Here is a 23,817-nt window from a genome sequence, read left to right as displayed (position 1 = left end):
AGGGGCAGACCACTAATGGTGGACGGGTCTCATTTCGAGCCGCTCATCAGTTGTCCATGTGCCGATCAGCCTGTTCTCTCGAGGATCCGGTGGATCCGTACAGTGTCAGAAGCCCTGCCACATCGAGCGGACCGGCATTCCGAAACGCGCGAGCCCATGCTCGCCGTGACGTCGCCGCCTCGATGCAGTCGTGAGTGCCGTGCACCCACGCGCCCCGGCCAGGAAGACTGGCTGAAGCATCCGCGACAACCGTCTGGTCTCGCACGACGCACCGAAGAAGATCGGAGCGAGGAGCGCGCACGCGACAGCCGACGCAGGTTCTGACGGGTTCCATCCTAGCGGGTGCTAGTCATCCATCACGGAATCGGGCTGGATGTCGATCTTCGCGCCGGTCAATTTCGCGGCGAGCCGGGCGTTCTGTCCCTCTTTTCCGATCGCCAGCGACAGCTGGTAGTCGGGTACGAGGGCGCGCACGGCCTTCGTAGCCGGATCGATGACGAACGCGTCGGTGACCTTTGCCGGCGACAGCGCGTTCTTGACAAACGTGGCGAGATCGTCGGAGTGATCGACGATGTCGATCTTCTCGGTGCCGAGCTCGGCGGTGACGGCGCGCACGCGCTGGCCGAGTTCACCGATGCAGGCGCCCTTCGCGTTCACACCGGGCTCGGTCGCCTTAACGGCGATCTTCGTGCGGTGTCCGGCCTCGCGGGCGAGCGAGACGATCTCGACGACACCGGAGGCGATCTCGGGCACGTGCAGAGCAAACAGGCGACGCACGAGCGAGGGATGCGTGCGGCTCACCGTGATCGACGGCCCCTTCAGGCCCTTGGACACACTCGTGACGTACACCCGGATGCGGCTACCGTGCGGATACTCCTCGCCGGGGACCTGTTCCTCGGGCGGCAAAATCGCCTCGACCGTGCCCAGGTCGATGTGCACCATGCGGGGGTTGGGGCCCTGCTGGATCACGCCGGCGACGATGTCGCCCTCGCGGCCTTTGAACTCACCGAGCACGCGGTCGTCTCCGATGTCGCGCAGCCGCTGATTGATGACCTGCTTCGCGGCGAAGGCGGCAATGCGACCGAAGTCATCGGGGCTGTCGACCGCCTCGCCAATGAGGTTGCCCTCGTCGTCGTACTCGGGAACGTAGACCGTGATGTGACCGCTCTTGCGGTCGAGTTCAACGCGCGGCTGCGGAACCTCGGTGTCGCCCCGGTGATCATCGGTGCCGGTGTGCTTCAGGTAGGCCGTGAGCACCGCCTGCTCGATGATTTCGACGAGCTCGTCGAACGGGATCTCCCGCTCGCGCTCCATCATTCTGAGTACTGCCAGGTCGATGTCCACGTTCGGTACCTCCGCTATTCGGTTGAGCCCACGCCGCAGAGCGTCGCGGCGGGTTTCTCTACGGTACCGGACGCGGGTTGCGCTCTCAGCCGGCGGCGCGCATCCGATCGATCGCCTCGTGCAGCGCGATATCGCCGCGCTCGCCCGTGCGGCGATCCCAGAACTCGACGCGCCCCTCGGCGGCGCCGCGCCCCACGATGATGATGAGCGGGACACCGATCAGTTCAGCGTCACCGAACTTCACGCCCGGTGACACCTTCGGCCGGTCGTCGTAGAGGGCATCGAAGCCCGCCCCGTGCAGCTCGCTGACGAGCGTCTCGGCGATCTCGTAGACGGCCGCGTCCTTGCCCGTAGCGACGACGTGAACGTCGAACGGGGCAACGGCGCGCGGCCAGATGAGGCCCCGCTCGTCGTGGTTGCCCTCGGCGATCGCCGCGAGGATACGGGTCACGCCGATGCCGTACGAGCCCATCGTGACGGTGACCAACTTGCCGTTCTCGTCGAGCACCTTCAGGTCGAGCGCCTCGGCGTACTTGCGGCCGAGCTGGAACACATGGCCGATCTCCATGCCGCGGGCGAGCTCCACCGGCCCGGAACCGTCGGGCGCCGGGTCGCCCTCGCGCACCTCGGCGATGTCGGCGACGCCGTCGGCCACGAAGTCACGGCCGGCCACGAGGTGGAAGACGTGCTTCTCGTGCTCGTTCGCACCGGTCACCCAGGCGGTGCCATCGACGACGCGAGGATCGACGAGGTAGCGAATGCCGGTGGTTGAACCCTCACCACCGAGAACAGGGCCCGCGGCACTCCAGGGGCCGATGTAGCCCTTCACGAGACCGGGGTGCTTGGCGAAGTCGTCGTCGGTCGCCGCCGCAACCTCGGCTGGCGCGAACGCGACCTCAGCGCGCTTCATGTCGACCTCGCGGTCGCCGGGAACGCCGACGATCACGAGCTCGGTCGAGCCGTCGAGGTGGGTCAGACGCAGCACGACGTTCTTCAGCGTGTCGGCCGCCTCCCAGGCGCGGTCGTCGCGCGGGTGGCGGTCGTTCGCCAGGGCGACGAGCGTTGCGATCGTCGGGGTGTCTGGCGAGTCGAACACGACCGCCTCGGGCTGGCCGTCAATCGGAAGCGGCTCGGGGCTCGGCGCCCGGTAGGCCTCGACGTTGGCCGCGTAGCCGCCCGCCGAGCGCACAAAGGTGTCTTCACCGACCGGCGTCGGGTGCAGGAACTCCTCGCTGCGAGAACCGCCCATCGCCCCGGCATCGGCCTGCACGATGACGTAGTCGAGCCCCAGCCGGGTGAAGATGCGCTCGTAGGCGTCGCGCTGCGCCTGATACGAGGCGTCGAGCCCCGCGTCGGTGTAGTCGAACGAGTAGGCGTCCTTCATCGAGAACTCGCGCCCGCGCAGAAGCCCCGCGCGCGGACGCGCCTCGTCGCGGTACTTGTCCTGTATCTGGTAGATCGACAGCGGCAGATCTTTGTACGACGAGTACAGGTCTTTCACCAGCATGGTGAAGACCTCTTCGTGCGTCGGAGCCAGCAGGTAATCGGCACCCTTGCGATCCTTCAGGCGGAAGATTCCATCGCCGTACTCCGTCCAGCGCCCCGTCGCCTCGTAGGGCTCGCGGGGCAACAGTGCCGGGAAGTGCACCTGCTGGGCACCGGCTGCCGCCATTTCCTCGTGGATGACCGCCTCGACGCGGCGACGCACACGCAGTCCCAGCGGCAACCAGGCGAAGATGCCCGGGGCCTGGCGGCGGATGTATCCGGCGCGGACGAGCAGACGGTGGCTGGCCACCTCGGCGTCGGACGGGTCGTCACGGAGCGTGCGAACGAAGAGCTGGCTCATGCGAGTGGTCACGAGCATCCAGCGTACCGGCGGGCGCCGCGCCGGTCGGACGGCCGATGCTGGAATTCGAGCGCCGTTCGCGTGAGAATATGCGGAGGGCCTGCGAGCGACGGCAAGGGGGGCTTGTTTCGCTCGCAGGCCCGCCCCGAAACTATCGCGCCCCGTGGCAGCGACCGCAGTCCCCCATCGGGGGGTTCACCGGGGCTCGCGCCGGGATCGATTCCCGTGCTAGGCCGTGACGACCTCGGGGCTACCCGTCGGCGCATCGGGCATTTCGGCCGCCAGACGGTTCGCCTCTTGGATGAGGGTCTGAACGATCTCGGACTCGGGAACGGTCTTGATGACCTCGCCCTTCACGAAGATCTGGCCCTTGCCGTTTCCGGAGGCGACCCCAAGGTCAGCCTCGCGCGCCTCGCCCGGGCCGTTGACGACGCAGCCCATCACGGCGACGCGCAGCGGCACGGTCATGCCCTCGAGCCCCTTCGTGACGTCTTCGGCGAGCGTGTACACGTCGACCTGAGCGCGGCCACACGAGGGGCACGACACGATTTCGAGCTTGCGCTCGCGCAGGTTCAAGCTCTCGAGAATCTTCAGACCGACCTTGATCTCTTCAGCCGGCGGCGCCGACAGAGACACCCGAATCGTGTCGCCGATGCCCTCCGACAAGAGGATGCCGAACGCGGTCGCGCTCTTGATGGTGCCCTGGAAGGCCGGGCCGGCCTCGGTGACACCGAGGTGCAAGGGCCAGTCGCCCCGCTCGGCGAGCTGACGATAGGCCTTGACCATGACGATCGGGTCGTTGTGCTTGACCGAGATCTTGAAGTCGTGGAAGTCGTGCTCTTCGAACAGGCTCGCCTCCCACACGGCGCTTTCCACCAGTGCCTCGGCGGTCGGCTTGCCGTACTTCTGCAGCAGGCGCGGGTCGAGCGAACCGGCGTTCACGCCGATGCGCAGGCTCACGCCGGCGTCTTTCGCCGCCTTCGCGATCTCGCCGACCTTGTCGTCGAACTTCTTGATGTTGCCGGGGTTGACGCGCACGGCGGCGCATCCGGCGTCAATGGCCTGGAAGACGTACTTCGGCTGGAAGTGGATGTCGGCGATGACCGGGATCTGGCTCTTTTTCGCGATGATGTGCAGCACATCGGCATCGTCCTGGCTCGGCACGGCGACGCGCACGATGTCGCAACCGGTGGCCGTGAGCTCGGCGATCTGCTGCAGCGTGGCGTTGATGTCGGTGGTCGGCGTCGTCGTCATCGACTGCACGCTCACGGGGTGGTCGCTGCCGACCATGACCTTGCCGACCTTGATCTGGCGGGTCTTGCGGCGGGGGGCGAGCACCTCGGGAACCTTGGGCATTCCGAGATTGACTGCGGGCACGAGAACTCGACTTTCGGGTTCAGGGACGCGGCCGACACGAGCCGCGGAACAGGACGGTGCTCAGACTAGAGCACCGCCCTGAACCCGCGCCTTAGGCGTCGCCGGCCGCCCGCGCCCGATCGAGAAGCGCGTGGAGAGCCGCGATGAACTCCGACGGTCGTTCGAGGTGCGGAGAGTGGCCGCAGCCGTCGAAGACAACCTCGTCAACCAACCCCGGGGAGCCCGCGGCGTAGCGCTCCAGGACCACACGAGTCTGCGACACCATGGGCTGTGCCGGGGCGACATCGGCTCCCGGCCACCCGGGAATCGCGCCGAGCGCTCCGAGGTGGTTGAGATCGAACAGGGAGGCGTCAGAAACGATCGCGTCGGCGCTGCCACGGATCCAGGTGATCGGAGGTTTCGGCGCGATGTTGACGAGACCGCTCAAATCGCAGTGAGTGGGAGCCATTGTGTTGAGGACGCCACGCGTGCCAGGAGCAAACCCTGGCCACGATTCAGACGCCGTCGCGTCTCCGGGGTAGTTCTCCTCCCCCGTCGCCGTCGTCAGCATCGCATGCACCCACAGGTCTTCGTTGTCGATGGCACTCGCGTCAGCGACGTACGTGCCGCGATAGACGTTTCGCGGCGACGTCGGCGACTCGTCGCTCGTGTCGTTGGCCGCGAGTCGAGCAACGAAGTCGGGGTTGGCCCCGCCTCCTCCCGTGCCAGCAGCATCTGGGGTGAGCAGGCTGCCATCGAGCCGCGTTCCGCCAAACCCATACGGAGACACCGGCGACTCCAGGCACAGACTCGCTACCCGGTGGGAATTGTCGATGGCGATGCGCATAACCACACCACCCCCCATGCTCCACCCAACAAAGTGCGCACGCTCGACGCCGAGCGCATCGAGAGCGGCAATGACGTCGTCGGCGAAGTCACCCAATCCCCGCGTCGCATCGACAGGAAGCCTCTCTGTCTCACCGAATCCCCGCAGATCAAGCGCGAGCGCCCGGAACGCAGGGTCCAGCGCCAACATGGTCGGCTGATAGAACAGCGATGACGAGACGTTGCCGTGCACAAATACGACGACGCCCTTCTCTTCGCCAACCGCCGCGCGCTCGAGTACGCGTACGCGCAATCGCGCAGTATCAACGTCCCTGGCGGTGATTCCGGCCATGAGATGGTCCGATGTGGGTGTTGTCATCTCGACTCCTTCGTCGAATCGGCCGGCGACGGGGCGCGCCGGAGGCTTGTCAACTCCGGAGGTACTCCGGAACGGTGAGGGGTGGCTCCGTGGCCCGAATCACGTCGTCCACCGACACATCGGGGGCGAGTTCGATCAACTCCAGACCTTTCGGCGTCACGTCAATCACGCAGAGATCGGTGATGATGCGGTCCACCACCCGCCGACCGGTGAGCGGCAGAGAGCACGACGAAACGATTTTCGGCGAGCCGTCCTTCGCCAGGTGTTCCATCAACACGATGACACGGCCCGCGCCGTGGACGAGGTCCATGGCTCCACCGGGACCCTTGACCATCTTTCCGGGGATCATCCAGTTCGCCAGGTCTCCCGTTTCCGATACCTGCATGGCGCCCAGGATGGCCGCGTCAATCTTTCCCCCGCGGATCATGCCGAAGCTTGTCGCCGAATCGAAGAACGCGGCACCCGGCAGAACTGTGACGGTTTCCTTACCGGCGTTGACTAGGTCGGGGTCAACATCGGCGTCGGCTGGATACGGGCCGACACCGAGAATGCCGTTCTCACTCTGCAGAACCACCGTCGTGCCGGCGGGCACGAAGTTGGGGACGAGCGTGGGCAGGCCGATGCCGAGGTTGACGTAGGCACCGTCGCTGAGTTCGCGGGCAGCGCGCTCAGCCATTTGGGTTCGTGTCAGGGCCACGGTTACTTCCCCTCCCCCATCTGACGGACGGTTCGGCGTTCGATGCGCTTTTCGATGTCTCGACCTACCTCCACGATGCGGTCGACGAAGACACCCGGCAGATGAACGCTGTCGGGGTCAAGCTCGCCCGGTTCGACGAGCTCCTCCACCTGTGCGATACACACACGGCCGGCCATCGCCGCGAGTGGCGAGAAGTTGCGCGCGGACCGGGAGAACACCAGGTTCCCGTGCCGGTCTCCACGAGCGGCGTGCACGAGAGCGAAGTCGGTGGTGATGGCTTCTTCCAGCACAAACTCACGCGCCGTACCACGCACGGTGAAGGTTTCCACGGGCTTCGGGGGTGAGGCGATGGCCACGGTGCCGTCGGCGTTGTATCGTCGCGGCAAACCTCCCTCTGCCACCTGCGTGCCGACGCCCGTCTGCGTGTAAAACGCAGCGATGCCTGATCCGCCCGCCCGCAGCTTCTCGGCCAGCGTTCCCTGGGGAGTGAGTTCAACCTCGAGCTCGCCCGACAGATACTGCCGCTCGAACTCCTTGTTCTCACCAACGTAGGACGAGGTCATCTTGGCGATCCTGCGGGCGGCGAGAAGGATGCCGAGTCCCCAGTCGTCGACACCGCAGTTGTTGCTCACAATGCGCAACCCTGTCGCCCCCTGATCGAGCAGAGCCTCGATGAGCAGCATGGGATTGCCGCAGAGCCCGAATCCACCGACCGCGAGGCTAGCGCCATCGGGTATGTCGGCCACCGCCTCCACCGGGGTGGGCACGGTCTTGTCGATTGTCATGTGTGACCTCCTTGTCGTGCCGGGGATCGCCCGGCGTGCGTGACGGACGCCGCGTTTACCTCGGACAACGGGACGGTTGGTCCTGCTGCGAAGAACGCCGCGGCTATGGCGTCAGCTCCCTGGTGCCCAAGCAGCACCGTGTAATGGTTGGTGTCGTCAACGTCGCGGACCGCGGCGTGGGTGAGCTCCGCCGCAATCGCTGCGCGGTCTGGGTACAAGCCGCCTGGCTCGTCGAGCAACCCGCGCGGCGCCCGCAGAACGACCACGGGACACCGAATGGACGCGAGAGCGGCTGCGTACTCCGCGCCGCCATAAAGCTGCGTCACGTCGACCTCGATGGCCGCACGGTTGCTGGCGGGCCGCAAACCTGGGGGCGTTCCCTCCAGGTCGTAATCGACATAATCCTCGATGGCGCTGTTCCAATAGGGGCCAAACGACGGATGCTCGCGCCAGAACTCCCGATAAGCCAGGCGGTCGCGAAACGTCATCGCCAAGCGATCCGCCGCCGGTCCGAGAACGCTCGAATTGACCGTCTCGGCACTGAAGCCGGCGGGAAGGGCGAGAGGGATGCCTCCATCCACGAGGATCAGCTGGGATACCCGCGCGGGATGCTTCGCTGCGAGGAGCACCGCGACGAACGCGCCCATTGAGTGCGCGATCACGCTGACACGCTCGATGCCCTGCGCATCCAGCACCGCGATCATGTCGTCCACGTGACGGCTCAATCCGAACGGGCCAGGAAGGCCGTTACTGCGCCCTCGACCGCGCAAATCGGGCGCAACAATGCGCACCCCGGGCAGCCTCTCGGCGATGAGACCGAACGAGCGGTGGTTCGCGGTGATCCCGTGAACGGCGAGTACAACCTGCGGGCCGACGGCCTCCCACACGCCGACGGTGAGATCTCCCCCGTCTACGGCGACGTGCACAAGCGACGATGACCGTCGTGGCGTCTGAGTCATCGCGCGCTCCATGCGCCGTCCATCGTGTACGAGGCCCCCGTGACCATTCCCGCGTGAGGCCCACACAGCCACGTCACGAGCGATGCCACCTCGTCGGGTTCGACGAGCCGCTTGATGGCGCTTTCCGTCAGCATGATCGACTCAACGACCGCGCTCTCGGGTATGCCGTGGACACGCGCCTGATCCGCGATCTGAGCTTCGACAAGCGGCGTGCGGACGTACCCGGGGTTGACACAATTGCTCGTCACGCCATGCGGCCCACCCTCGAGAGCGGTCACCTTCGACAGACCCTCGAGACCGTGCTTCGCCGACACATAGGCCGACTTGTACGCACTCGCCCGCAGCCCGTGAACCGAACTGATGTTGACGATGCGTCCCCAGCCACGCTCATACATCCCCGGGAGTGCCGCGCGCGTGAGAAGGAACGGCGCAGTCAGCATGATGTCGAGCATGACCCGAAAACGCGCCGGATCGAACTGCTCGATCGGGCTCACGGTTTGGACACCCGCGTTGTTCACCAGAATGTCGACCGAGACCGATATCGCCGCGAGCGCGTCGACATCGGCAAGATCGATCTCCCAGGCTTCACCGCCCACCGAGTCAGCAACGTCGCGCGCTCCTGCCCCGTCGCGATCGGCGATGATCACGTGGGCCCCCTCAGTTGCCAACGCCCTCGCGCAGGCCAGCCCAATGCCGCTGGCCCCTCCGGTGACGATGGCGCGGCGACCCTGGAGCGACGGAGCGCGATCGATGGTGGTCATGAGCGTGCCTCCTCGGCCTCGCGGGGCATTGCCGACTGCGAACGTGCATCGAGAGCGCGCTCGATGAACTGCATCATGTGATCAAACACGTGCTCGGGAACGATGTCTGTACCCGAGGCGAGGGGGTCGGCAGGATCTCCCGCGGCCTCGTCCCGTCCCCACAGAACCCAGCGCATCCCGATCATTTCGCCGACGCCCATAAGCGCCCACGCGGCGACCGCTGGGTCGATGTCACCGACCTCACCGGCGTCGCGAGCGCGTTTGAGACCCTCGATGTAGCCCTCGACGATGCGGGTGTAGTGCAAGCGGAGAGATCGTGGGGAGACGAACTCGGCTTCACGCACGATGCGGTACAACGCAGGATGCTCGGCGGTGAAGCGGAAGAACCCCCGAAATCCCTCGCGTTCGCGTTCGAGGCGGGTCATCTCGGGCGTCGCGTGTTCCGCCATAGCGTGCCGTACTCGCCTGTTGAGATCCTCGACCAGTTCCTCGAAGATTTGCAGCTTGGAGTCGAAGTACAGGTAAAACGTTCCTTGCCCCACGCCGGCGCGCTCCGTGATGCGCACGATTGACGCGTCGGAATAGCCGTACTCAGAGAAGACCTGCTCCGCCGCATCCAAGAGCGCCTGCCGCGTACGTGTTCCTCGAGCGGTGCTTGGTGATTTCTTCATTGTGTCGTGGCCCCCACCGATCCGGCCGCCCTGGCGGCATCAAACATTGCGCGTGCCGCCGGCCGCCGCGCCTTTCCCAGTTCAGTTCGAGGTAGCGCGTCGACGACATGCACGTGCGCTGGCACTTTGAAGGCGGCCAAGTGCTCCCGGCACAACGCGCGGAGTTCATGAGCGACATCGACCGAGGCATCCGCTGCCCAGACAACGAGCGCGACGGGTACTTCTCCCCACCGCTCGTCGGCAACGCCCACGACCACAACATCACGAACGTCCCGATGCGTCGCGATGATGCTCTCGATCTCCGCGGGCGACACGTTCTCGCCGCCAGAGATGATGATGTCGTTGAGGCGATCGATCACTCGATAGCGGCCATGCGAGTCGCGCTCCACGCGATCGCCCGTGCGCAACCAGCCGTCGGGGCGCGCGCGTCGCGTTGCCTCGTCGTCGCGAAAGTAGCCGGTGAAAACAGCGGGGCTTCGAACAGCGAGTTCACCAACCCCTGGCCCACTAATGACAGTGTCTGTTTCGATGCCGGTGATGCGAACCTCCACGTGGGGGTATGGCACGAACCACGTCGTCTGGGTGGACGCGGTACTCACCGCATCTTCGATGAGGACGTGGGGCCCCGCCTCGGTAAGGCCGTACCCCTCCCGCAGCACGACCCCCCGGGAGCGCCAACGTCTCCGCACGGCGAAGGGGGTGGGTGCCCCGCCGACCAGCGCCGTCGTCAACCCTGTCAGGTCATGGCTGTCAAACGAGGAGTGAGCTGCGAGTCTCTGGTAGTGAGTCGGCACGCCCATCATGGCGCCTACGCCGTCGTGCTCGAGCGAGCGAAGCACATCATCCTCGCGAAACCCGGCCGGGAGTATGAGCGTTGCTCCGACCTGCAGGGCACGCAACGTGAATGCGTTCCAGCCCCCTACGTGGTGCTGAGGCATGATGCCCAGCACAACATCGCCCGGCCCGATAGGAAACACGTCGGCCAGCATCACATTGGCCCACCAGCACTGGCGATGGCTGAGCACCGCGTACTTGGGGGCACGCGACGTGCCCGAGGTTGCAACCATCAGCAGCGCTGCGTCGACACTGCCCGGACCGGCGCCATCGGAGAGACCGCGGCCCGGTGCGCGCCGCGGCTCCCGCCCTCTGATGATCAATAGGGCAGACTCCTCGCGAAGTGCTCCCTGGGTCACTCTATTCGCGCCCGCGGGTAGGCGGTCGACGAACTCGTTGTCGACCACGACGATCGCGGGATCTACCCACTCGAGGGCTTGCGCCAACTCTGCCGATGTGAGTCGGAATGACAATGGCACGTACACCCAGCCCGCCCGAGCACACGCGAAGAATATGGCGATCGACAGAGCAGAATTGCGGCCCACCACGGCAACGCGGTCGCCCGCGAGAAGTCCGGCTTCCTGAAACGCCCGCTGGACGTTGTGAGTGTCCGCCTCCAGTGATCGATAGGTGTGGGCTCCGCTCCTATCCCGAACAGCCGTTGCTGAGGGATAGCGGCGCACAGCGTCTGACAGCCAGTGCGCGACATGCATGCGCTCACGGCGCTCTGTGGGAGTTGTGTGCACTTCGCCGTCCTTCCCGCGCCATTGCGTAAACTGACAGTCGATTCAGGTTTCAGAAATGTACCGAGAGAGACCGGTACTGTCAATGCCGACACTCACCCTCCCCACGAACGGAGTTCTCATGAGCGACAACGCTGTCGTCATCATCGCCGCAGCCCGCACCCCACAGGGTCGTGCGCGCGGCAGTCTCGCCCGCCTGACCGCCGTCGACCTGGGCGCGCACGCCGCCCGGGCGGCACTCGAGCGCAGCGGCCTCGCCGCCGGGGCGATTCAGGCCGCCATCATGGGCCAGGTGCTGCCCGCCGGGTGCGGGCAGAATCCCTCGCGCCAGGTCGCACTGAGGGCCGGGCTCTCCCCCGCTGTCGCAACCTCGAGCGTGAACTCGGTGTGTCTGTCGGGCGCGCGGGCAATCGCCGACGCGGCACGGCTCGTGCGTCTTGGCGATGCCGACGCCGTGCTCGCAGGCGGCATGGAATCGATGACGAACGCGCCGCATCTTCTTCCCGGCGTGCGCATGGGCTGGGTGTACGGCACGCAGAGCGCGCTCGACCACGTTGCGCACGACGGTCTGACCGACGCGGTCGACGGCATCTCCATGGGAGAAAGCACGGAGCGCCACGTCGGACGCCTCGGCATCAGCCGCACCGAGCAAGACGAGGTCGCTGCGGCCTCGCACCAGCGCGCTGCGGCCGCCGCGGCCGACGGCCGACTCGCTTCCGAAATCACCCCCATCGAGATCGCGAGCCGACGGGGGGCCACGATCGTCGACAGCGACGAGGGAGTGCGGCCCGACAGCACGGCAGAAACACTTGGCGCCCTGCGAGCCGCCTTTACGGCCGACGGCACGATCACCGCGGGCAATGCCTCACCGCTGAGCGACGGCGCCGCGGCGGTTGTCCTTGCGCGTGAAGACTGGGCGCGCGAGCAGGGCGCGACGATTCTTGCGCGCATCGTCGGCTGGGGCGAAGTCGCTGGCCCCGACAACTCGCTACACAGCCAACCGTCGAGGGCCATAAAGGTAGCCATCGACCGCGTGGGCTGGAGCGTCGACAGCCTTGACCACATCGAAATCAACGAGGCCTTCGCCGCCGTCGCCATCCAGTCGACCCGCGACCTCGGCGTCGACCCCGCGATCGTCAACCCCGACGGAGGCGCGATCGCCCTCGGGCACCCCATCGGAGCATCCGGAGCGCGCCTCGTGGCGCACGCCGCGCACGCCGTTCACGCGGGCCGGGCCCGCCGCGCGGCCGTCTCGCTGTGCGGTGGAGGCGGGCAGGGCCAGTCGCTGCTGCTCGAGTCGGTATAACCCACCGCCGTGGCGGCGGGTCGCGGGCGCCCGGGGCCCGCTGCTACGGAGAAAAGAGCCTGACGGGGTTCACGATGTCGGCGTAAATGAGCAGCGCACTCATGACGCCCAGCACGATCACGACGCCGAGTGTGATCGGCACCAGGCGCGCCGTGTCGACCGGCCCGGGGTCGGGGCGGCCGAACAGCTTCGCGAAGAAGCGGCGCAGCTTCTCGAACAGAGCACCCGCGACGTGGCCGCCGTCGAGCGGCAAAAGCGGAATGAGGTTGAACACGAACAGCGCCACGTTGAGCGCCGCGAGCACCCCCACGAGCGCCGAGACGCGCTCGACGACCGGGATCGTGTCGAGACTGGCGATCTCGCCGGCGATCCGGCCGACACCGACGACGCTGATGGGGCCGTTCGGGTCGCGCTCGGCCGGGCCGAACGCGGCCTCCGCGACGTCAATCATGCGCTGTGGGAGGGTCGCGATGATGCGCACCACCGCCTCGATGTTGTCGCCGACCGCGGGGAGCACCTCCCCCGCGGGCTGGCGAACCGTCTCGTAGGCCGGGGCGATACCGGCGAACCCGACCTGCTCGGTGAGCGGTTGACCGTCGGGGCCGTCGATCAGCTGGCCCCGATCATCCAGGACATAGCGCTCGGTGAGCAGCGGCGTAAGCCGGAGGCTCACCTCCTCGCCGTCCCGGTCGACGACGACCGGCACGGTGCGACCAGCGGCGGGACGGATGGCGGCCGAAATGTCGTCCCACTCGCTGATGGCCCGCCCGTCGATCGACAGCACGCGGTCGCCGGGCAGTAGCCCCGCCTCGTTGCCGGGGGCGGCCGGGTCGTCGGGCTCACACGTCTGCCGGTCACTCGTTGCCGGCAAGACGCACTCGTTGATGCTGCCGAGGGTCGTCGATGGCTGCGCAATGCCGAACCCCATGAGAAGCACGGCGTACAGCACGACGGCGATCACGAGGTTCATGAACGGGCCGCCGAGCATGATGATGACGCGCTTCCACACCGGCAGCAGGTAGAAGGTGCGGTGCTCCTCACCCTCCGGAATTGTGTCGGCCGACGCCGTGCGCGCGTCCTGCACGAGGGTCTGGAAGAACCCGGTCGACGCGGTGCGTGACGCGGCCTCCCCGCGAGCGGGCGGGTACATGCCCGCCATCGAGATGTAGCCGCCGAGGGGAATCCATTTGAACCCGTACTCGGTCTCGCCGCGTCGGGTCGACCAGATCGTCTTACCGAAGCCGATCATGAACTGCCCGACCCGCACGCCAAAGGCCTTCGCGGGCACGAAGTGGCCGAGCTCGTGCAGCGCGATCGAGACCACCAGCCCGACAACGACGACGAGGATGCCCACGATGTAGAGCAGGACAGATTCCACGGGCACAGAGTAACGGGGTCTAGCATTGCGTCTCATGACCGCCACGTCCGGGGGGACCAGCGGCCTCGACATTGCGCCGGGCCGCGTTGTCGGCGAGCGCTACGAGGTCGATCGACTCATTGGCCGCGGGGGCATGTCCAGTGTTTTTGCCGCGGTTGATACGCAGCTTGGCCGCAGCGTCGCGCTTAAGGTGTTTCGCACCGAGCTGGCGGCGGGTGACGGCATGCGGCGGCATCGTGACGAGATCGATCTGCTCGCATCGCTCAACCACCCGGCGCTCGTGACGCTGTTCGACGCCGTCGATGACGTGCCCACCGACGGCGGCGCCGCGCTCGTCTTGGAGCTGGTCGACGGGGATGACCTGGGTCGCCTGATCTCGCTCGGTCGCGTGCCATACGACCAGGTCGCGGTCATCGGGGCAACGATTGCCGAGGGGCTCGCCCACATTCACGACCGCGGCATCATCCACCGCGACGTGAAGCCCGGCAACATCCTTGTGCCGTCGAGCGCCGAAGACGAGACGACCCCGCGCGCGAAACTCGTCGACTTCGGCATCGCGCGGCTCGTCGACTCCGAGGGCGTCACGGGCACCGGCGCCGTGCTGGGTACGGTTCACTACCTGAGCCCTGAGCAGGCACTGGGCGCGGCGATCGGACCGCCCAGCGACATCTACTCGCTCGGCCTCGTGCTCTTGGAGGCGCTGACCGGCCATCGCGCGTTCGAGGGGTCGGGGGTGGCGGCCGCCGCCGCGCGCGTGAGCCGTGACATCGCGCTTCCCACCGACCTGCACGTTGCCTGGGCATCCGTGCTCGGCAGGATGGTGGCACGGGAGCCCGACGAACGACCGACGGCGCGCGAGGTCGCCCAGGAACTGCGCGCGCTGGCCGATGTTCCCGCACTCGACGTCGACGACGCCGCGACCGCCGCCCTGGCACCGTCCGGCGCCGACGACGAGGCGCAGCCGCCGACGCGGGTCCTGCCGCCGATCGCCGACCGCACGACCGACATCGTGCCTCCGGTCTCGCCCGGCGAGCCGGACGAGACCGGAGCATCCAGTGGGTCCGGCGATTCGGGTGAGCCCGCAGCCACGACGACCGCCCCCGACGAGCCGGCACGATCTCGCCGCCGAACGCGCGCCATCGTGATCGTGCTCCTCGTCATCGTCGCCCTCGTGGCGGCGATCGCCATCGTTCTCGGAGGATCGGGAGGCGGCGGGGGCCCGGCCCCGGTCGACTATCCCGACGTTCCCGGTGAGCTCGGCGATCATCTCGAGCGGTTGCAGCGGAGCGTGACACCGTGAGCGCGCGACGCTGGCTGGTCGGCGGCAGCCTTGCCGCCGCCGGCCTCGTGGTGCTCGCCGGATGCGCAGCGCCGGTGACATACGACCCCGGCGCGGCGGCCGACCTCCAACAACAGGTTCTGCAGGTCACCTCTGCGGCGGCCGAGGGGTCATACGACACCGCGAGCGTGGCCCTCCTGGCGCTCGAAGCGGATGCGCGCGACGCTCACGCTCGCGGCCTGATCTCGAGCGAACGTCTGGAGGCCATCCTGGCGGCGGCCACACTCGTGGCCGCGAGCCTCGAGTCCGAGCTCGCGGCAGAACGCCAAGCCCGCGAACAGGAGGAGCGCGAGGCAGCCGAGCGCGAAGCGGCCGAGCAGGCGGAGCGAGAGGCGGGATCGGGCGGCGGTTCCGGCGGAGGCAGCGGTTCGAGCGGCGGCGGCAGCTCGGGCGGAGGCGGCAACGACGACGACGGTGGGCCACCGGAGCACGCGGGCAACCCCGGCCAGGGACGCGGCGGCGGACGCGGCGGCAACTGACCGCCGCGCGCTGCTACCCTGCGGCGATCAGAGCGTCTGCCTCACGACGCGCCCATACCTCGGCGGCGAGGACACCCTCGAGGGTCATGGGATGCGCGTCGTGACGGTCGACGACCTCGCGCACGGTGTCGAGAATGGCCAGGTAGCCGATGCGGCCGTCGTGGAAGGCGTGCACCGCCTGCTCGTTCGCCGCGTTGAACACGGCGGGGAACGTGGCTCCCGCGCGACCGACCTGCTTGGCCAGCTCGACAGCGGGGAACGCCTCGTGGTCCAGCGGCTCGAAGGTCCACGTGCTCGCGGTCGTCCAGTCGAGGGGCGCTCCAACCCCTGCGACGCGATGTGGCCAGTCGAGACCCAGTGAGATGGGCAGTCGCATGTCGGGCGGGGAGCACTGCGCGATGGTGGAACCGTCGACGAACTCGACCATCGAGTGCACGATTGATTGCGGGTGAACCGTCACGTCGATGCGGTCGTAGGGCACGCCGAACAGCAGGTGCGCCTCGATTACTTCAAGACCCTTGTTCACGAGCGTGGACGAGTTCGTGGTGATCACTCGACCCATGTCCCACGTGGGGTGCGCGAGCGCTTCGGCGGGCGTCACCGCCTCGAGGGATGCGCGCGAACGGCCGCGGAACGGCCCGCCGCTCGCGGTCAGCACGAGCCGCCGCACCTCGGCGGCGGTGCCTGCCAGCAGTGCCTGCGCGATCGCGGAGTGCTCGCTATCGACCGGCACGATCTGACCAGGCTGCGCGAGCCCGGTCACGAGCGAGCCGCCAACGATCAGGCTCTCTTTGTTCGCAAGCGCCAGAACGCGACCGGCGCGCAGCGCCGCGATCGTCGGGGCCAGGCCGACCGACCCCGTGATGCCGTTGAGCACGACATCGCAGGCGACGGTCTCGACGAGACGCGCGGCCTCCTCGGCGCCGAGTGCGACGTGCTCGACGCCGAAGCGTCGGGCCTGCTGCTCAACGAGCTCGCGGTTGCGGCCTGCGGCGAGGCCCACCACGCGGAAGCGCTCGGGATTCGCCTCCACGACCTCGAGGGCCTGCACGCCGATCGAGCCGGTCGAGCCGAGAATAATCACGTCGCGCATGGTGACTATCCTGCCCGACCGCGGGCGAGCATCCGCCGACCGCGTGCGGGAATGATCAGCCGGCGAAGCCGAGAATGTCGACGACGAAGACGATCGTGTCCTCCGCGCCGATCGACCCATCCGGCGTGCCGCCCTGCGGCCCGTAGCCGAGCTCGGGCGGAATGATGGCGATGACCTGCGAGCCGACGGTCGAGCCGACGAGCGCGTCACGGAAGCCCGGAATCACGCCGCCGGTCGGGAAGGATGCGGGCTGGCCGCGATCCCAACTCGAGTCGAACACCTCGCCGGTGTTCCAGTTGATGCCGGTGTAGTGCACCGTCACCGTCGCGCCGTCGGGCACCACGTCGCCGTCGCCGAGAATCACGGTCGCCTCCTGGTACCCGGCAGGCGGATCCGCATCGGGGATGGTGATCGTCGGGATTCCGCTCTCGGCCAGCTCGACGACGGGGAAGCCGTCGGGAGCCTCCTGCGGCTCGCCCTCTGCGCGGGCCAGCGGCTCGGGCGCGATGCGCACGATGTCGGCGACGAACACGAGAGACTGCGAGGCCTCCAGCCCGAACTCCGGTGCGCCGGCTTCACCGAAAGCGTCGACAGGCGGAATCACGCCGACGATGCGGCTGCCCTCGGTGGCGCAGGCGATCGTCTTCGACAGGCCGCTGAGAACGGGAGCCTGCGAGTCGACGCGCAGCTGCACCGACGTGCCCTGGTCGTAGGTCGACTCGATCTCTTCCGCCGTGGCGCCGTTGATGATCGAGTAGTTCAGGTCGACGATGTCGCCCTCGTCAATGGCGGCGCCATCGCCCTCCGAGATAATGGTGCGCTCGGTGGTTCCGGGGCTCAGCGGCCCCTCGAACTCGACGGCTGGCTTCTGCCCATAGTCGCCCGCGATCGCGACGGCATCGCTCGCGGCCCCGGAGACCGCGCAGGCCCCGTCGCCACCCTCACCCTCGCGGCTCGTGGAGTCTCCGGCGGGCGTGCAGGCGGCGAGTGCGACAAGCAGGCCGGCCGCGAACAGGCTGGAAATGACAGGGGATTGGCGCACAGGGGTTCCTTCGGCAGTGAGGCAAGCGAAGGGCCCAGTCTGTCACCTCGCGCGTTGGAATCGGCTCCATGTGTGCGCAGCCGACACACCGCGGGTCTAGTCCCGGATGATCGTGCGCACCTCATGCCGGACGGGGAACGACACCGAGCGGGCGATGAAGCACAGTTCCGCCGCGCGATCGTGCAGTCGGTCGGCGAGCTCCGCGTCTCCCCCAGCGGCGATCGTGACCACGGGACGCAGCACGGCCTCGGTCAGCTCCCCTCCCCCATCGGCGCCGGTCTGCAACGTGCCGGAGGCCGCATCGACGTAGTCGACGACGACGATTCCGGCGTCCGCAGCCACGTGCAGGTAGCTGAGCATGTGGCACTGCGCGAGCGCGGCGATGACCAACTCCTCGGGATTCCAACGGTCGGCATCACCGTGGAAGGTGCGGTCGGATGAACCGTCGATGGCGTGACGCTTCCCGTCGGCTCGGACCGTGTGGTCGCGCCCGTAGGCGCGGTACGACGATGTGCCTTCGCCACGGTTGCCGGTCCAGGTCACGGTGACGGCGTAGCCGTGCTCGCGCATGAGTCTCCCTTCGTCGCCGTTCGCCGGCGCTACGCTCGATTCCACCATGAACTCGCGCGCATCCGCCGTCCCCGGTCCACTAAGTGTTCACGGCAGCGCCGAACTCGCGCACATCGAGCGTTCCGGTCTCGTCGAGTCACGGCACATCGGAGCGGCGGCCGTGGTCACCGCCGAGGGCGAGCGCCTTCGGAGCCTCGGGGATGTCGACGCCACGGTGTTCCCCCGCTCGACGCTGAAACCACTGCAGGCGCTCGCCCTGATCGAGTCGGGGGCGTCCTTCGCCGACGACGAACTGGTGCTCGCGACGGCGAGCCACTGCGGGTCGCCCCGGCACCTGGCCGTCGTCGAACGCATGCTCGCCGACGACGGGCGCACAGCGGACGATCTGCACTGCCCACCCGACTGGCCTCTCGGCGCGGCCGAGCGCGCCGCGTATCGGGCGAGCGGCGCACCGCGCAGCCGGCTCGCCATGAACTGTTCAGGCAAGCACGCGGGCTTCCTGCGCGCGAGCGACGCGCTCGGCGCGAACGATGCGTCCCGCTATCTGGACCCCGCGCATCCCGTTCAGCGCCGCGTCGTCGACAGCATCGAGGGGATGCTCGGTGAGCGCATTCGCGCCACCGGCGTCGACGGGTGCGGAGCCCCCTTGCACGCCACGTCGCTCGCCGCTCTCGCGCGGGCCACGGCGCGCGTCGCGGCAGGTGAAACGCCGGCAGCGCGCCGGCTCATGGCCGCCGTCCGTGCCGAGCCATGGGCGATCGACGGTGACGGTCGGGCGAACACCCGGGTGATCGAGTCGCTCGGCGGAATCGCCAAGATCGGAGCCGAGGGCCTCGTTGTCATCGGCCTGCCGAGCGGCGTCGGCGTGGCCGTGAAGGTGCTCGACGGGTCGATGCGCGCGACCACCCCGGTCGCTCTCGAGTTGCTGGCGGCGACCGGCCACGTTTCTGCCGCGGTCGTCGCCGCGCTGCGCGCCGAGCTCGACGAGCCGGTGCGCGGCGGAGACCAGCTGGTCGGCGGGTTGCGCGTCACCATCTAGGCGCCGCGCAACCCGCTTCGACTACAGCTTGGCGAGGCGGCGCCTCCGCGCCGCCGCCGTGAACTGCGCGACGAGCACGAGCAGAATCGCGAGGAAGAACACCGCCGACGCGATGACGTTCGCCTCGGGCGGGATGCCTCGGGCGGCCGCCGTGTACACGAAGCTCGGGAAGGTGACCTCGGCACCACGGTTGAAGTTCGTGATGATGAAGTCGTCGAAGCTGAGTGCGAACGACAGCAGCGCCGCCGCGATGATGCCGGGCAGCAGCAGCGGGAAGGTGATGCGCCAGAAGACCTGCTGGGGCGAGCCGTACAGGTCGCGACCGGCCTCCTCCAGCGCCGGGTCGAGGCTCGCCACGCGCGCCCGCACCGTCACGATCACGAAGCTGATGCAGAACAGCGCGTGGGCGATGATCACGGTGCCGAGGCCCTTCGGCACGCCGGCCTGCAGGAACTGCGCGGCGAGACCGGCACCGAGAACCACCTCGGGCGTCGTCAGCGGCAAGAAGATCAGCAGCGTCGTGGTGTTGCGGAACCGGAAGCGGTACCGCACGAGCGCAATCGCGATCATCGTGCCGAGCACAGTGGCGATGAAGGTCGCCACCACGGCGATCAGGATCGAGTTACCGAAGGCGCGGCACACGTCTTGCGCCGCACACACGTTGATCCAGTTGTCGAGCGTGAAGCCGCGCCAGATGATGTTCGTTCGGCGGGCGTCGTTGAACGAGAACACGATCGTGTAGACGATCGGGATCATGAGGAAGACGAGCGCCATCCCCGAGTAGACCCAGATGGTGTACTTGCCGAAGCCTCTCACAGCAGGTCCTCCGTTCCGCTGCGCTTCACGTAGATGCTGACGAGCACCAGGATGACCGCCATCAGAATGATCGACAGCGACGCGGCCGCGGGGTAGTTCTGCAACACGAGGAAGTTGGCCTCGATCACGGTTCCGATCATGGCCGTCTCGGTCGACCCCAGGAAGTCGCGTGAAGCGTTGATGTAGTCACCCGACGCCGGGATGAACGTGAGCAGGGTTCCCGAGATCACCCCCGGTGCGGCGAGCGGCAGCGTCACCGTGCGGAAGGTCGTCGCGGGGCTCGCGTACAGGTCGCCTCCCGCCTCGACCAGGCGCAGGTCGAGGCGCTCCAGGGTCGCGTAGATCGGGAGGGTCATGAAGGGGATGAAGTTGTACGTCAGACCGAAGACGACCGAGAAGGCCGTGCCCGTGATCGACTCGCCCGGACCGAGCACTCCAATGGAGGAGAAGAACCCGGCAACGGGCCCTTCGATCGCGAAGATCTGCTTCCACGCGAGGGTGCGCAGCAGGAACGAGATGAAGAAGGGCGCGATGACGAGAACGAGGCACAGCGCCTGCAGCAGCGGAAACCGCCGCAGCGTGATGCCGATGAAGTACGCCAGCGGAAAGCCGATCAGCAGCGCGAACAGGCTCGCCAGGGCGGCGAATCCGAATGATCGCAGCGTCTGCGTTCCGTAGGTCTCGACGACGAAGACGTAGTTCTCCCAGCGCAGCGCCTGACGGTACTCGCCGAAGAAGCCGCCGGGCACCGGCTCTTGCAGGCTGGTGAGCAGCAGCGAGAGCAGGGGCGTGACGAAGAACAGAACGAGGAAGATGACACCCGGCAGAAGCAGCAGCAGGGCGACCGGCGATCGCTTCTGGATCGACGCATCGGCCTTCTGCTCCGTCGGGGTGAACGCGGAGAAGGCCATGGCTTAGCCCTCCTCGAGTTCCGCCTTGAGCTGCGCACGCTTGCGCGTGGCAATGGACGTCGTCGGCGTGTCATCAATGAAGCGGGGTGCGTCGTGCTCGACATCGCCCTCGTCGGCCAAGCCGAACGAGTGGTCGACGCTCCAGGTCAGCCAGACCTCGTCGCCGTCGTGGTGCATGCGCGAGATGCTCGTGTTCTGTTCGAACACCGAGATCGGGCCGTGGCCGGCGATCGTCACCTCGTACTGCGTGCTCACGCCGCTGAACGACACATCGCTGATGCGGCCGGGGCCGACGACGTTGATGCCCGCCGCTTCGGCCGGCTTGGTGGACGACAGCGACACCTTCTCGGGCCGGACGCCGACCGTCACCATTCCCGACTGACGCTCCGCGCGATCCTTCGGAACCGTGATACGCGCTCCCGCCGAGTCGACCGTGATGCTCTCGGCATTCGACGAGACCACCGTGCCGGTGAACAGGTTCGACTGTCCGAGGAAGGTGGCCACGAACGCCGTCTTCGGCAGCTCGTACAGCTCCTGGGGCGCGCCCATTTGCTCGATCTGGCCCTTGTTCATGACCGCGACCGTGTCGGCCATGGTCATGGCCTCCTCCTGGTCGTGGGTCACGTGGAGGAAGGTCAGGCCCACCTCGGACTGGATGTCCTTCAACTCGATCTGCATCTGACGACGCAGCTTCAGGTCGAGGGCTCCCAGCGGTTCGTCGAGCAGCAGCAGCGCGGGCCGGTTCACGACCGCCCGGGCAAGGGCGACGCGCTGCTGCTGCCCGCCGGAGAGTTGCGAGGGTCGGCGCGCCGAGACGTGGTCGAGCTCGACCAGCTGCAACGCCTCGTGCGCGAGCCGCGTCGCGTCTTTCACCCCACGCCGCTTCAGGCCGAACGCGACGTTCTCGAGGATCGTCATGTGCGGGAAGAGGGCGTAGCTCTGGAACACGGTGTTGACGGGGCGCTGGTACGCCTTCGTCTGCGTGACATCCTTGCCGCCGATGAGGATGCGGCCGGCGGTCGGCTCCTCGAGCCCCGCGATGAGCCGGAGGGTCGTCGTCTTGCCGCAGCCCGACGGGCCCAGCAAGGCGAAGAACGACCCGGCCGGGATCGTGAGATCGAGGTCGTCGATGGCCGTGAATCCGGGGAAGCGCTTGGAGATGCCGACCAGTTCGAGGTCGGCACCTGCCTCAGCAAAATCCCCGCGCGAAACAGCGCTGTTTGTCACCGCGGTGTGCTCCTTGAGGTGGTAGATCGGGGTGGTTCGTGGGCTAGGCGCCCAGCAGCACCGACTGGAATGCTGCCTGGAATTCGTTCTCTTCCTGCCCGCTGAGGCCGCGGAAGATGCGCGTGTTCTCGAGCGTGGCGTCGCTCGGGAAGATGAGCTCGTTGTCGGCGAGTTCGGGGTCGATCGCCTCCATCGCCTCGCGAGCACCCTCAACCGGGGTGATGTAGTTCACCCACGCGGCCACCTCGGCGGCAACCTCGGGCTCGTAGTAGTAGTTGATGAGCGTCTCGGCGTTCGTCTTGCGCGGCGAGCCGATCGGGATCAGGAAGTTGTCGGCCCACAGGGTGCCGCCCGCCTCCGGAATCACGAACTTCCACTTCTCGTAGCCGGCCTCGAAGTTCAGCAGCGTGATGTCGCCCGACCAGGCGATGGCTGCCAGGGTGTCTTCGTTCACGAGGTCTTCCGTGTAGGCGTTACCGCGGACGTTGCGGATCTGGCCACCGGTGACCTGCTCGCGGAAGATGTCGAGGGCGGCGTTGAACTCGTCGGCGCTGAAGTCGCCCGAGATGTCGACGCCGTTGTTGAGCATGATGAGGCCGATCGTGTCGCGCATCTCCGACAGAACGCCGACGCGACCACGCAGCGAGGGCTGCCACAGGTCGTCGACCGAGCGCAGCTCGTCAACCTGCTCGGTGTTCCAGGCAATGCCGGCGAAGCCGCCCTGCCAGGGCAGCGAGAAGCGGCGACCCGGGTCGAACTCGGGGTTGCGCAGGTCTTCCGAGAGGTTCGCAGCGTTCGGGATGTTGTCGTAGTTCAGCTCCTGGGTGTAGCCGAGCTGAATCCAGCGGCTCACCATCCAGTCGGTGAGGCAGACCGTGTCGGCCCCGATGTCCTGCCCGAGCGCCAACTGGTCGCGCACCGTGGCGAAGTACGAGTTGTTGTCGTCAACGGTGACGTTGTAGTTCACCGTGATGCCGAACTGCTCCTGGAAGGCCTCGAGCGTTGGGAAGTTACCGTCGTCGTCCTCGTCAATGTAGAACGGCCAGTTGGCCCAGTTGAGGGTCGGGTCCGACGCGGAGCGGTCTTCTGCAGGTTCCAGCTCGCTGCCGCCGCCCGCGCACGCGGCGAGGGCGAGAGCCGTTGCCGATGCACCGGTTCCGGCGAGCATCGTGCGACGGGTCATCTGCGCGCGACGTGCGTGCGCGATCAGGCTGCGGACCATCGGGTCTTCGGGAAGCGGACGATTCATGGCGCTGCTCCTTATGGTCGGTCAGGTACGTCACTGTCCTGGCGGCTGTGGTGCTTTCGATACTGACACACGGACTACGCGTACCGCACCCCACAGCACTCAATTCATCCATTCTGAAACATAAATTTCACGAAATCAGCACATCCGGGCGAAAAAGAGTGCGGAATC

24 protein-coding genes are annotated in these 23,817 nt (G+C 67.3%); 5 read left to right on the top strand and 19 right to left on the bottom strand.

Annotated features, from left to right (window positions below; all coding sequences use genetic code 11):
- Nucleotides 1-46: 46 nt before the first annotated feature.
- From ACK4SC_RS08140 to ACK4SC_RS08105, 8 genes are all read right to left on the bottom strand, one after another.
- Nucleotides 47-334, bottom strand: coding sequence for a YlxR family protein (locus tag ACK4SC_RS08140; RefSeq protein WP_409616919.1), 288 nt, complete (start codon nt 332-334; stop codon nt 47-49).
- Nucleotides 335-345: 11 nt separating this feature from the next.
- The gene (nusA, locus tag ACK4SC_RS08135) at nt 346-1,344 is read right to left on the bottom strand and encodes a transcription termination factor NusA (protein ID WP_409616917.1); all 999 of its coding nucleotides are present in this window, start codon (nt 1,342-1,344) and stop codon (nt 346-348) included.
- Between the two features lie 85 nt (nt 1,345-1,429).
- On the bottom strand, nt 1,430-3,202 hold the full coding sequence (locus tag ACK4SC_RS08130; RefSeq protein WP_409616915.1) for a proline--tRNA ligase: 1,773 nt from the start codon (nt 3,200-3,202) through the stop codon (nt 1,430-1,432).
- Nucleotides 3,203-3,418: 216 nt separating this feature from the next.
- Nucleotides 3,419-4,567, bottom strand: a complete 1,149-nt coding sequence (gene ispG, locus ACK4SC_RS08125) for a flavodoxin-dependent (E)-4-hydroxy-3-methylbut-2-enyl-diphosphate synthase (RefSeq protein ID WP_409616914.1) — start codon at nt 4,565-4,567, stop codon at nt 3,419-3,421.
- 91 nt (nt 4,568-4,658) lie between these two features.
- A complete protein-coding gene (locus ACK4SC_RS08120) occupies nt 4,659-5,750 on the bottom strand; it encodes an alpha/beta fold hydrolase (RefSeq protein WP_409616912.1) in 1,092 nt (363 codons plus the stop codon).
- A 49-nt stretch (nt 5,751-5,799) separates the two neighbouring features.
- Nucleotides 5,800-6,447 (bottom strand): CoA transferase subunit B, encoded by a 648-nt coding sequence (locus ACK4SC_RS08115; protein WP_409616910.1) that lies wholly within the window; start codon nt 6,445-6,447, stop codon nt 5,800-5,802.
- Nucleotides 6,448-6,449: 2 nt separating this feature from the next.
- On the bottom strand, nt 6,450-7,232 hold the full coding sequence (locus tag ACK4SC_RS08110; protein WP_409616908.1) for a CoA transferase subunit A: 783 nt from the start codon (nt 7,230-7,232) through the stop codon (nt 6,450-6,452).
- Nucleotides 7,229-8,044, bottom strand: coding sequence for an alpha/beta hydrolase (locus ACK4SC_RS08105; protein ID WP_409616950.1), 816 nt, complete (start codon nt 8,042-8,044; stop codon nt 7,229-7,231). The genes ACK4SC_RS08110 and ACK4SC_RS08105 overlap by 4 nt, the downstream gene beginning before the upstream one ends.
- Between ACK4SC_RS08105 and ACK4SC_RS08100 the strand changes: the two genes are divergently transcribed.
- Nucleotides 7,946-8,170 carry a hypothetical protein gene (locus ACK4SC_RS08100; RefSeq protein WP_409616952.1) on the top strand — a complete coding sequence of 75 codons (225 nt, stop codon included), beginning with the start codon at nt 7,946-7,948 and terminating at the stop codon, nt 8,168-8,170. The genes ACK4SC_RS08105 and ACK4SC_RS08100 overlap by 99 nt on opposite strands.
- Before the next feature lie 17 nt (nt 8,171-8,187).
- Here ACK4SC_RS08100 and ACK4SC_RS08095 read toward each other — a convergent pair whose 3' ends face one another.
- From ACK4SC_RS08095 to ACK4SC_RS08085, 3 genes are read right to left on the bottom strand one after another with little or no spacing between them, the layout of a single operon-like run.
- A complete protein-coding gene (locus tag ACK4SC_RS08095) occupies nt 8,188-8,952 on the bottom strand; it encodes a 3-hydroxybutyrate dehydrogenase (RefSeq protein WP_409616906.1) in 765 nt (254 codons plus the stop codon).
- Entirely contained in the window at nt 8,949-9,623 is a 675-nt protein-coding gene (locus tag ACK4SC_RS08090) for a TetR/AcrR family transcriptional regulator (RefSeq protein WP_409616904.1), read from the bottom strand. The genes ACK4SC_RS08095 and ACK4SC_RS08090 overlap by 4 nt, the downstream gene beginning before the upstream one ends.
- Nucleotides 9,620-11,170, bottom strand: a complete 1,551-nt coding sequence (locus ACK4SC_RS08085; RefSeq protein ID WP_409616948.1) for a class I adenylate-forming enzyme family protein — start codon at nt 11,168-11,170, stop codon at nt 9,620-9,622. Before ACK4SC_RS08085 ends, ACK4SC_RS08090 begins: the two co-directional genes overlap by 4 nt.
- Nucleotides 11,171-11,321: 151 nt before the next feature.
- Here ACK4SC_RS08085 and ACK4SC_RS08080 point away from each other — a divergent pair, with 151 nt between their 5' ends.
- Complete coding sequence (locus ACK4SC_RS08080; RefSeq protein WP_409616902.1) at nt 11,322-12,506, top strand: acetyl-CoA C-acyltransferase; 1,185 nt, start codon at nt 11,322-11,324, stop codon at nt 12,504-12,506.
- Nucleotides 12,507-12,549: 43 nt separating this feature from the next.
- Here ACK4SC_RS08080 and ACK4SC_RS08075 read toward each other — a convergent pair whose 3' ends face one another.
- Nucleotides 12,550-13,884, bottom strand: coding sequence for a M50 family metallopeptidase (locus ACK4SC_RS08075; RefSeq protein ID WP_409616900.1), 1,335 nt, complete (start codon nt 13,882-13,884; stop codon nt 12,550-12,552).
- Nucleotides 13,885-13,918: 34 nt separating this feature from the next.
- Here ACK4SC_RS08075 and ACK4SC_RS08070 point away from each other — a divergent pair, with 34 nt between their 5' ends.
- A complete protein-coding gene (locus ACK4SC_RS08070; protein ID WP_409616898.1) occupies nt 13,919-15,184 on the top strand; it encodes a serine/threonine-protein kinase in 1,266 nt (421 codons plus the stop codon).
- A complete protein-coding gene (locus ACK4SC_RS08065; protein WP_409616896.1) occupies nt 15,181-15,702 on the top strand; it encodes a hypothetical protein in 522 nt (173 codons plus the stop codon). The genes ACK4SC_RS08070 and ACK4SC_RS08065 overlap by 4 nt, the downstream gene beginning before the upstream one ends.
- A 13-nt stretch (nt 15,703-15,715) precedes the next feature.
- On the opposite strand, the gene dxr is transcribed toward ACK4SC_RS08065, so the two are convergent.
- The 3 genes from dxr to ACK4SC_RS08050 all read right to left on the bottom strand — a co-directional run bounded on the left by dxr (nt 15,716) and on the right by ACK4SC_RS08050 (nt 18,407).
- On the bottom strand, nt 15,716-16,795 hold the full coding sequence (gene dxr / locus ACK4SC_RS08060) for a 1-deoxy-D-xylulose-5-phosphate reductoisomerase (RefSeq protein WP_409616895.1): 1,080 nt from the start codon (nt 16,793-16,795) through the stop codon (nt 15,716-15,718).
- Between the two features lie 55 nt (nt 16,796-16,850).
- Complete coding sequence (locus ACK4SC_RS08055) at nt 16,851-17,837, bottom strand: FKBP-type peptidyl-prolyl cis-trans isomerase (RefSeq protein ID WP_409616894.1); 987 nt, start codon at nt 17,835-17,837, stop codon at nt 16,851-16,853.
- A 96-nt stretch (nt 17,838-17,933) separates the two neighbouring features.
- Nucleotides 17,934-18,407, bottom strand: a complete 474-nt coding sequence (locus ACK4SC_RS08050) for an OsmC family protein (RefSeq protein WP_409616893.1) — start codon at nt 18,405-18,407, stop codon at nt 17,934-17,936.
- Here ACK4SC_RS08050 and ACK4SC_RS08045 point away from each other — a divergent pair.
- A complete protein-coding gene (locus tag ACK4SC_RS08045) occupies nt 18,406-19,446 on the top strand; it encodes an asparaginase (protein ID WP_409616892.1) in 1,041 nt (346 codons plus the stop codon). The two genes, ACK4SC_RS08050 and ACK4SC_RS08045, sit on opposite strands and share 2 nt — an antisense overlap.
- Before the next feature lie 21 nt (nt 19,447-19,467).
- Here the strand turns inward: ACK4SC_RS08045 and ACK4SC_RS08040 are convergent, their stop codons facing one another.
- The 4 genes from ACK4SC_RS08040 to ACK4SC_RS08025 are packed head-to-tail and all read right to left on the bottom strand — an operon-like array spanning nt 19,468 to nt 23,649.
- Nucleotides 19,468-20,220, bottom strand: coding sequence for an ABC transporter permease (locus ACK4SC_RS08040; RefSeq protein ID WP_409616946.1), 753 nt, complete (start codon nt 20,218-20,220; stop codon nt 19,468-19,470).
- 38 nt (nt 20,221-20,258) lie between these two features.
- A complete protein-coding gene (locus ACK4SC_RS08035; RefSeq protein ID WP_409616891.1) occupies nt 20,259-21,173 on the bottom strand; it encodes an ABC transporter permease in 915 nt (304 codons plus the stop codon).
- A 3-nt stretch (nt 21,174-21,176) separates the two neighbouring features.
- A complete protein-coding gene (locus ACK4SC_RS08030; protein ID WP_409616890.1) occupies nt 21,177-22,400 on the bottom strand; it encodes an ABC transporter ATP-binding protein in 1,224 nt (407 codons plus the stop codon).
- A gap of 43 nt (nt 22,401-22,443) precedes the next feature.
- Nucleotides 22,444-23,649: a spermidine/putrescine ABC transporter substrate-binding protein gene (locus ACK4SC_RS08025; RefSeq protein ID WP_409616889.1), complete on the bottom strand. Its 1,206-nt coding sequence runs from the start codon at nt 23,647-23,649 to the stop codon at nt 22,444-22,446.
- Between the last annotated feature and the right edge of the window lie 168 nt (nt 23,650-23,817).

The sequence above is a fragment of the Microcella sp. genome (assembly GCF_046293215.1).
Taxonomy (GTDB): Bacteria; Actinomycetota; Actinomycetes; order Actinomycetales; family Microbacteriaceae; genus Microcella.
The sequence above is the reverse complement of the archived record's forward strand: the minus strand, read 5'-3'. Positions and strand labels throughout refer to the sequence as shown.

Coding starts and splice junctions, on each gene's coding strand:
- ACK4SC_RS08080 (WP_409616902.1), top strand. CDS start 11,322: ATGAGCGACAACGCTGTCGTCATCATCGCCGCAGCCCGCACCCCACAG.
- ACK4SC_RS08040 (WP_409616946.1), bottom strand. CDS start 20,220: ATGGCGCTCGTCTTCCTCATGATCCCGATCGTCTACACGATCGTGTTC.
- ACK4SC_RS08025 (WP_409616889.1), bottom strand. CDS start 23,649: ATGAATCGTCCGCTTCCCGAAGACCCGATGGTCCGCAGCCTGATCGCG.
- ACK4SC_RS08110 (WP_409616908.1), bottom strand. CDS start 7,232: ATGACAATCGACAAGACCGTGCCCACCCCGGTGGAGGCGGTGGCCGAC.
- ACK4SC_RS08095 (WP_409616906.1), bottom strand. CDS start 8,952: ATGACCACCATCGATCGCGCTCCGTCGCTCCAGGGTCGCCGCGCCATC.
- ACK4SC_RS08090 (WP_409616904.1), bottom strand. CDS start 9,623: ATGAAGAAATCACCAAGCACCGCTCGAGGAACACGTACGCGGCAGGCG.
- dxr (WP_409616895.1), bottom strand. CDS start 16,795: ATGCGCGACGTGATTATTCTCGGCTCGACCGGCTCGATCGGCGTGCAG.
- ACK4SC_RS08070 (WP_409616898.1), top strand. CDS start 13,919: ATGACCGCCACGTCCGGGGGGACCAGCGGCCTCGACATTGCGCCGGGC.
- ACK4SC_RS08085 (WP_409616948.1), bottom strand. CDS start 11,170: ATGCATGTCGCGCACTGGCTGTCAGACGCTGTGCGCCGCTATCCCTCA.
- ACK4SC_RS08035 (WP_409616891.1), bottom strand. CDS start 21,173: ATGGCCTTCTCCGCGTTCACCCCGACGGAGCAGAAGGCCGATGCGTCG.
- ACK4SC_RS08045 (WP_409616892.1), top strand. CDS start 18,406: ATGAGTCTCCCTTCGTCGCCGTTCGCCGGCGCTACGCTCGATTCCACC.
- ACK4SC_RS08120 (WP_409616912.1), bottom strand. CDS start 5,750: ATGACAACACCCACATCGGACCATCTCATGGCCGGAATCACCGCCAGG.
- ACK4SC_RS08140 (WP_409616919.1), bottom strand. CDS start 334: ATGGAACCCGTCAGAACCTGCGTCGGCTGTCGCGTGCGCGCTCCTCGC.
- ACK4SC_RS08050 (WP_409616893.1), bottom strand. CDS start 18,407: ATGCGCGAGCACGGCTACGCCGTCACCGTGACCTGGACCGGCAACCGT.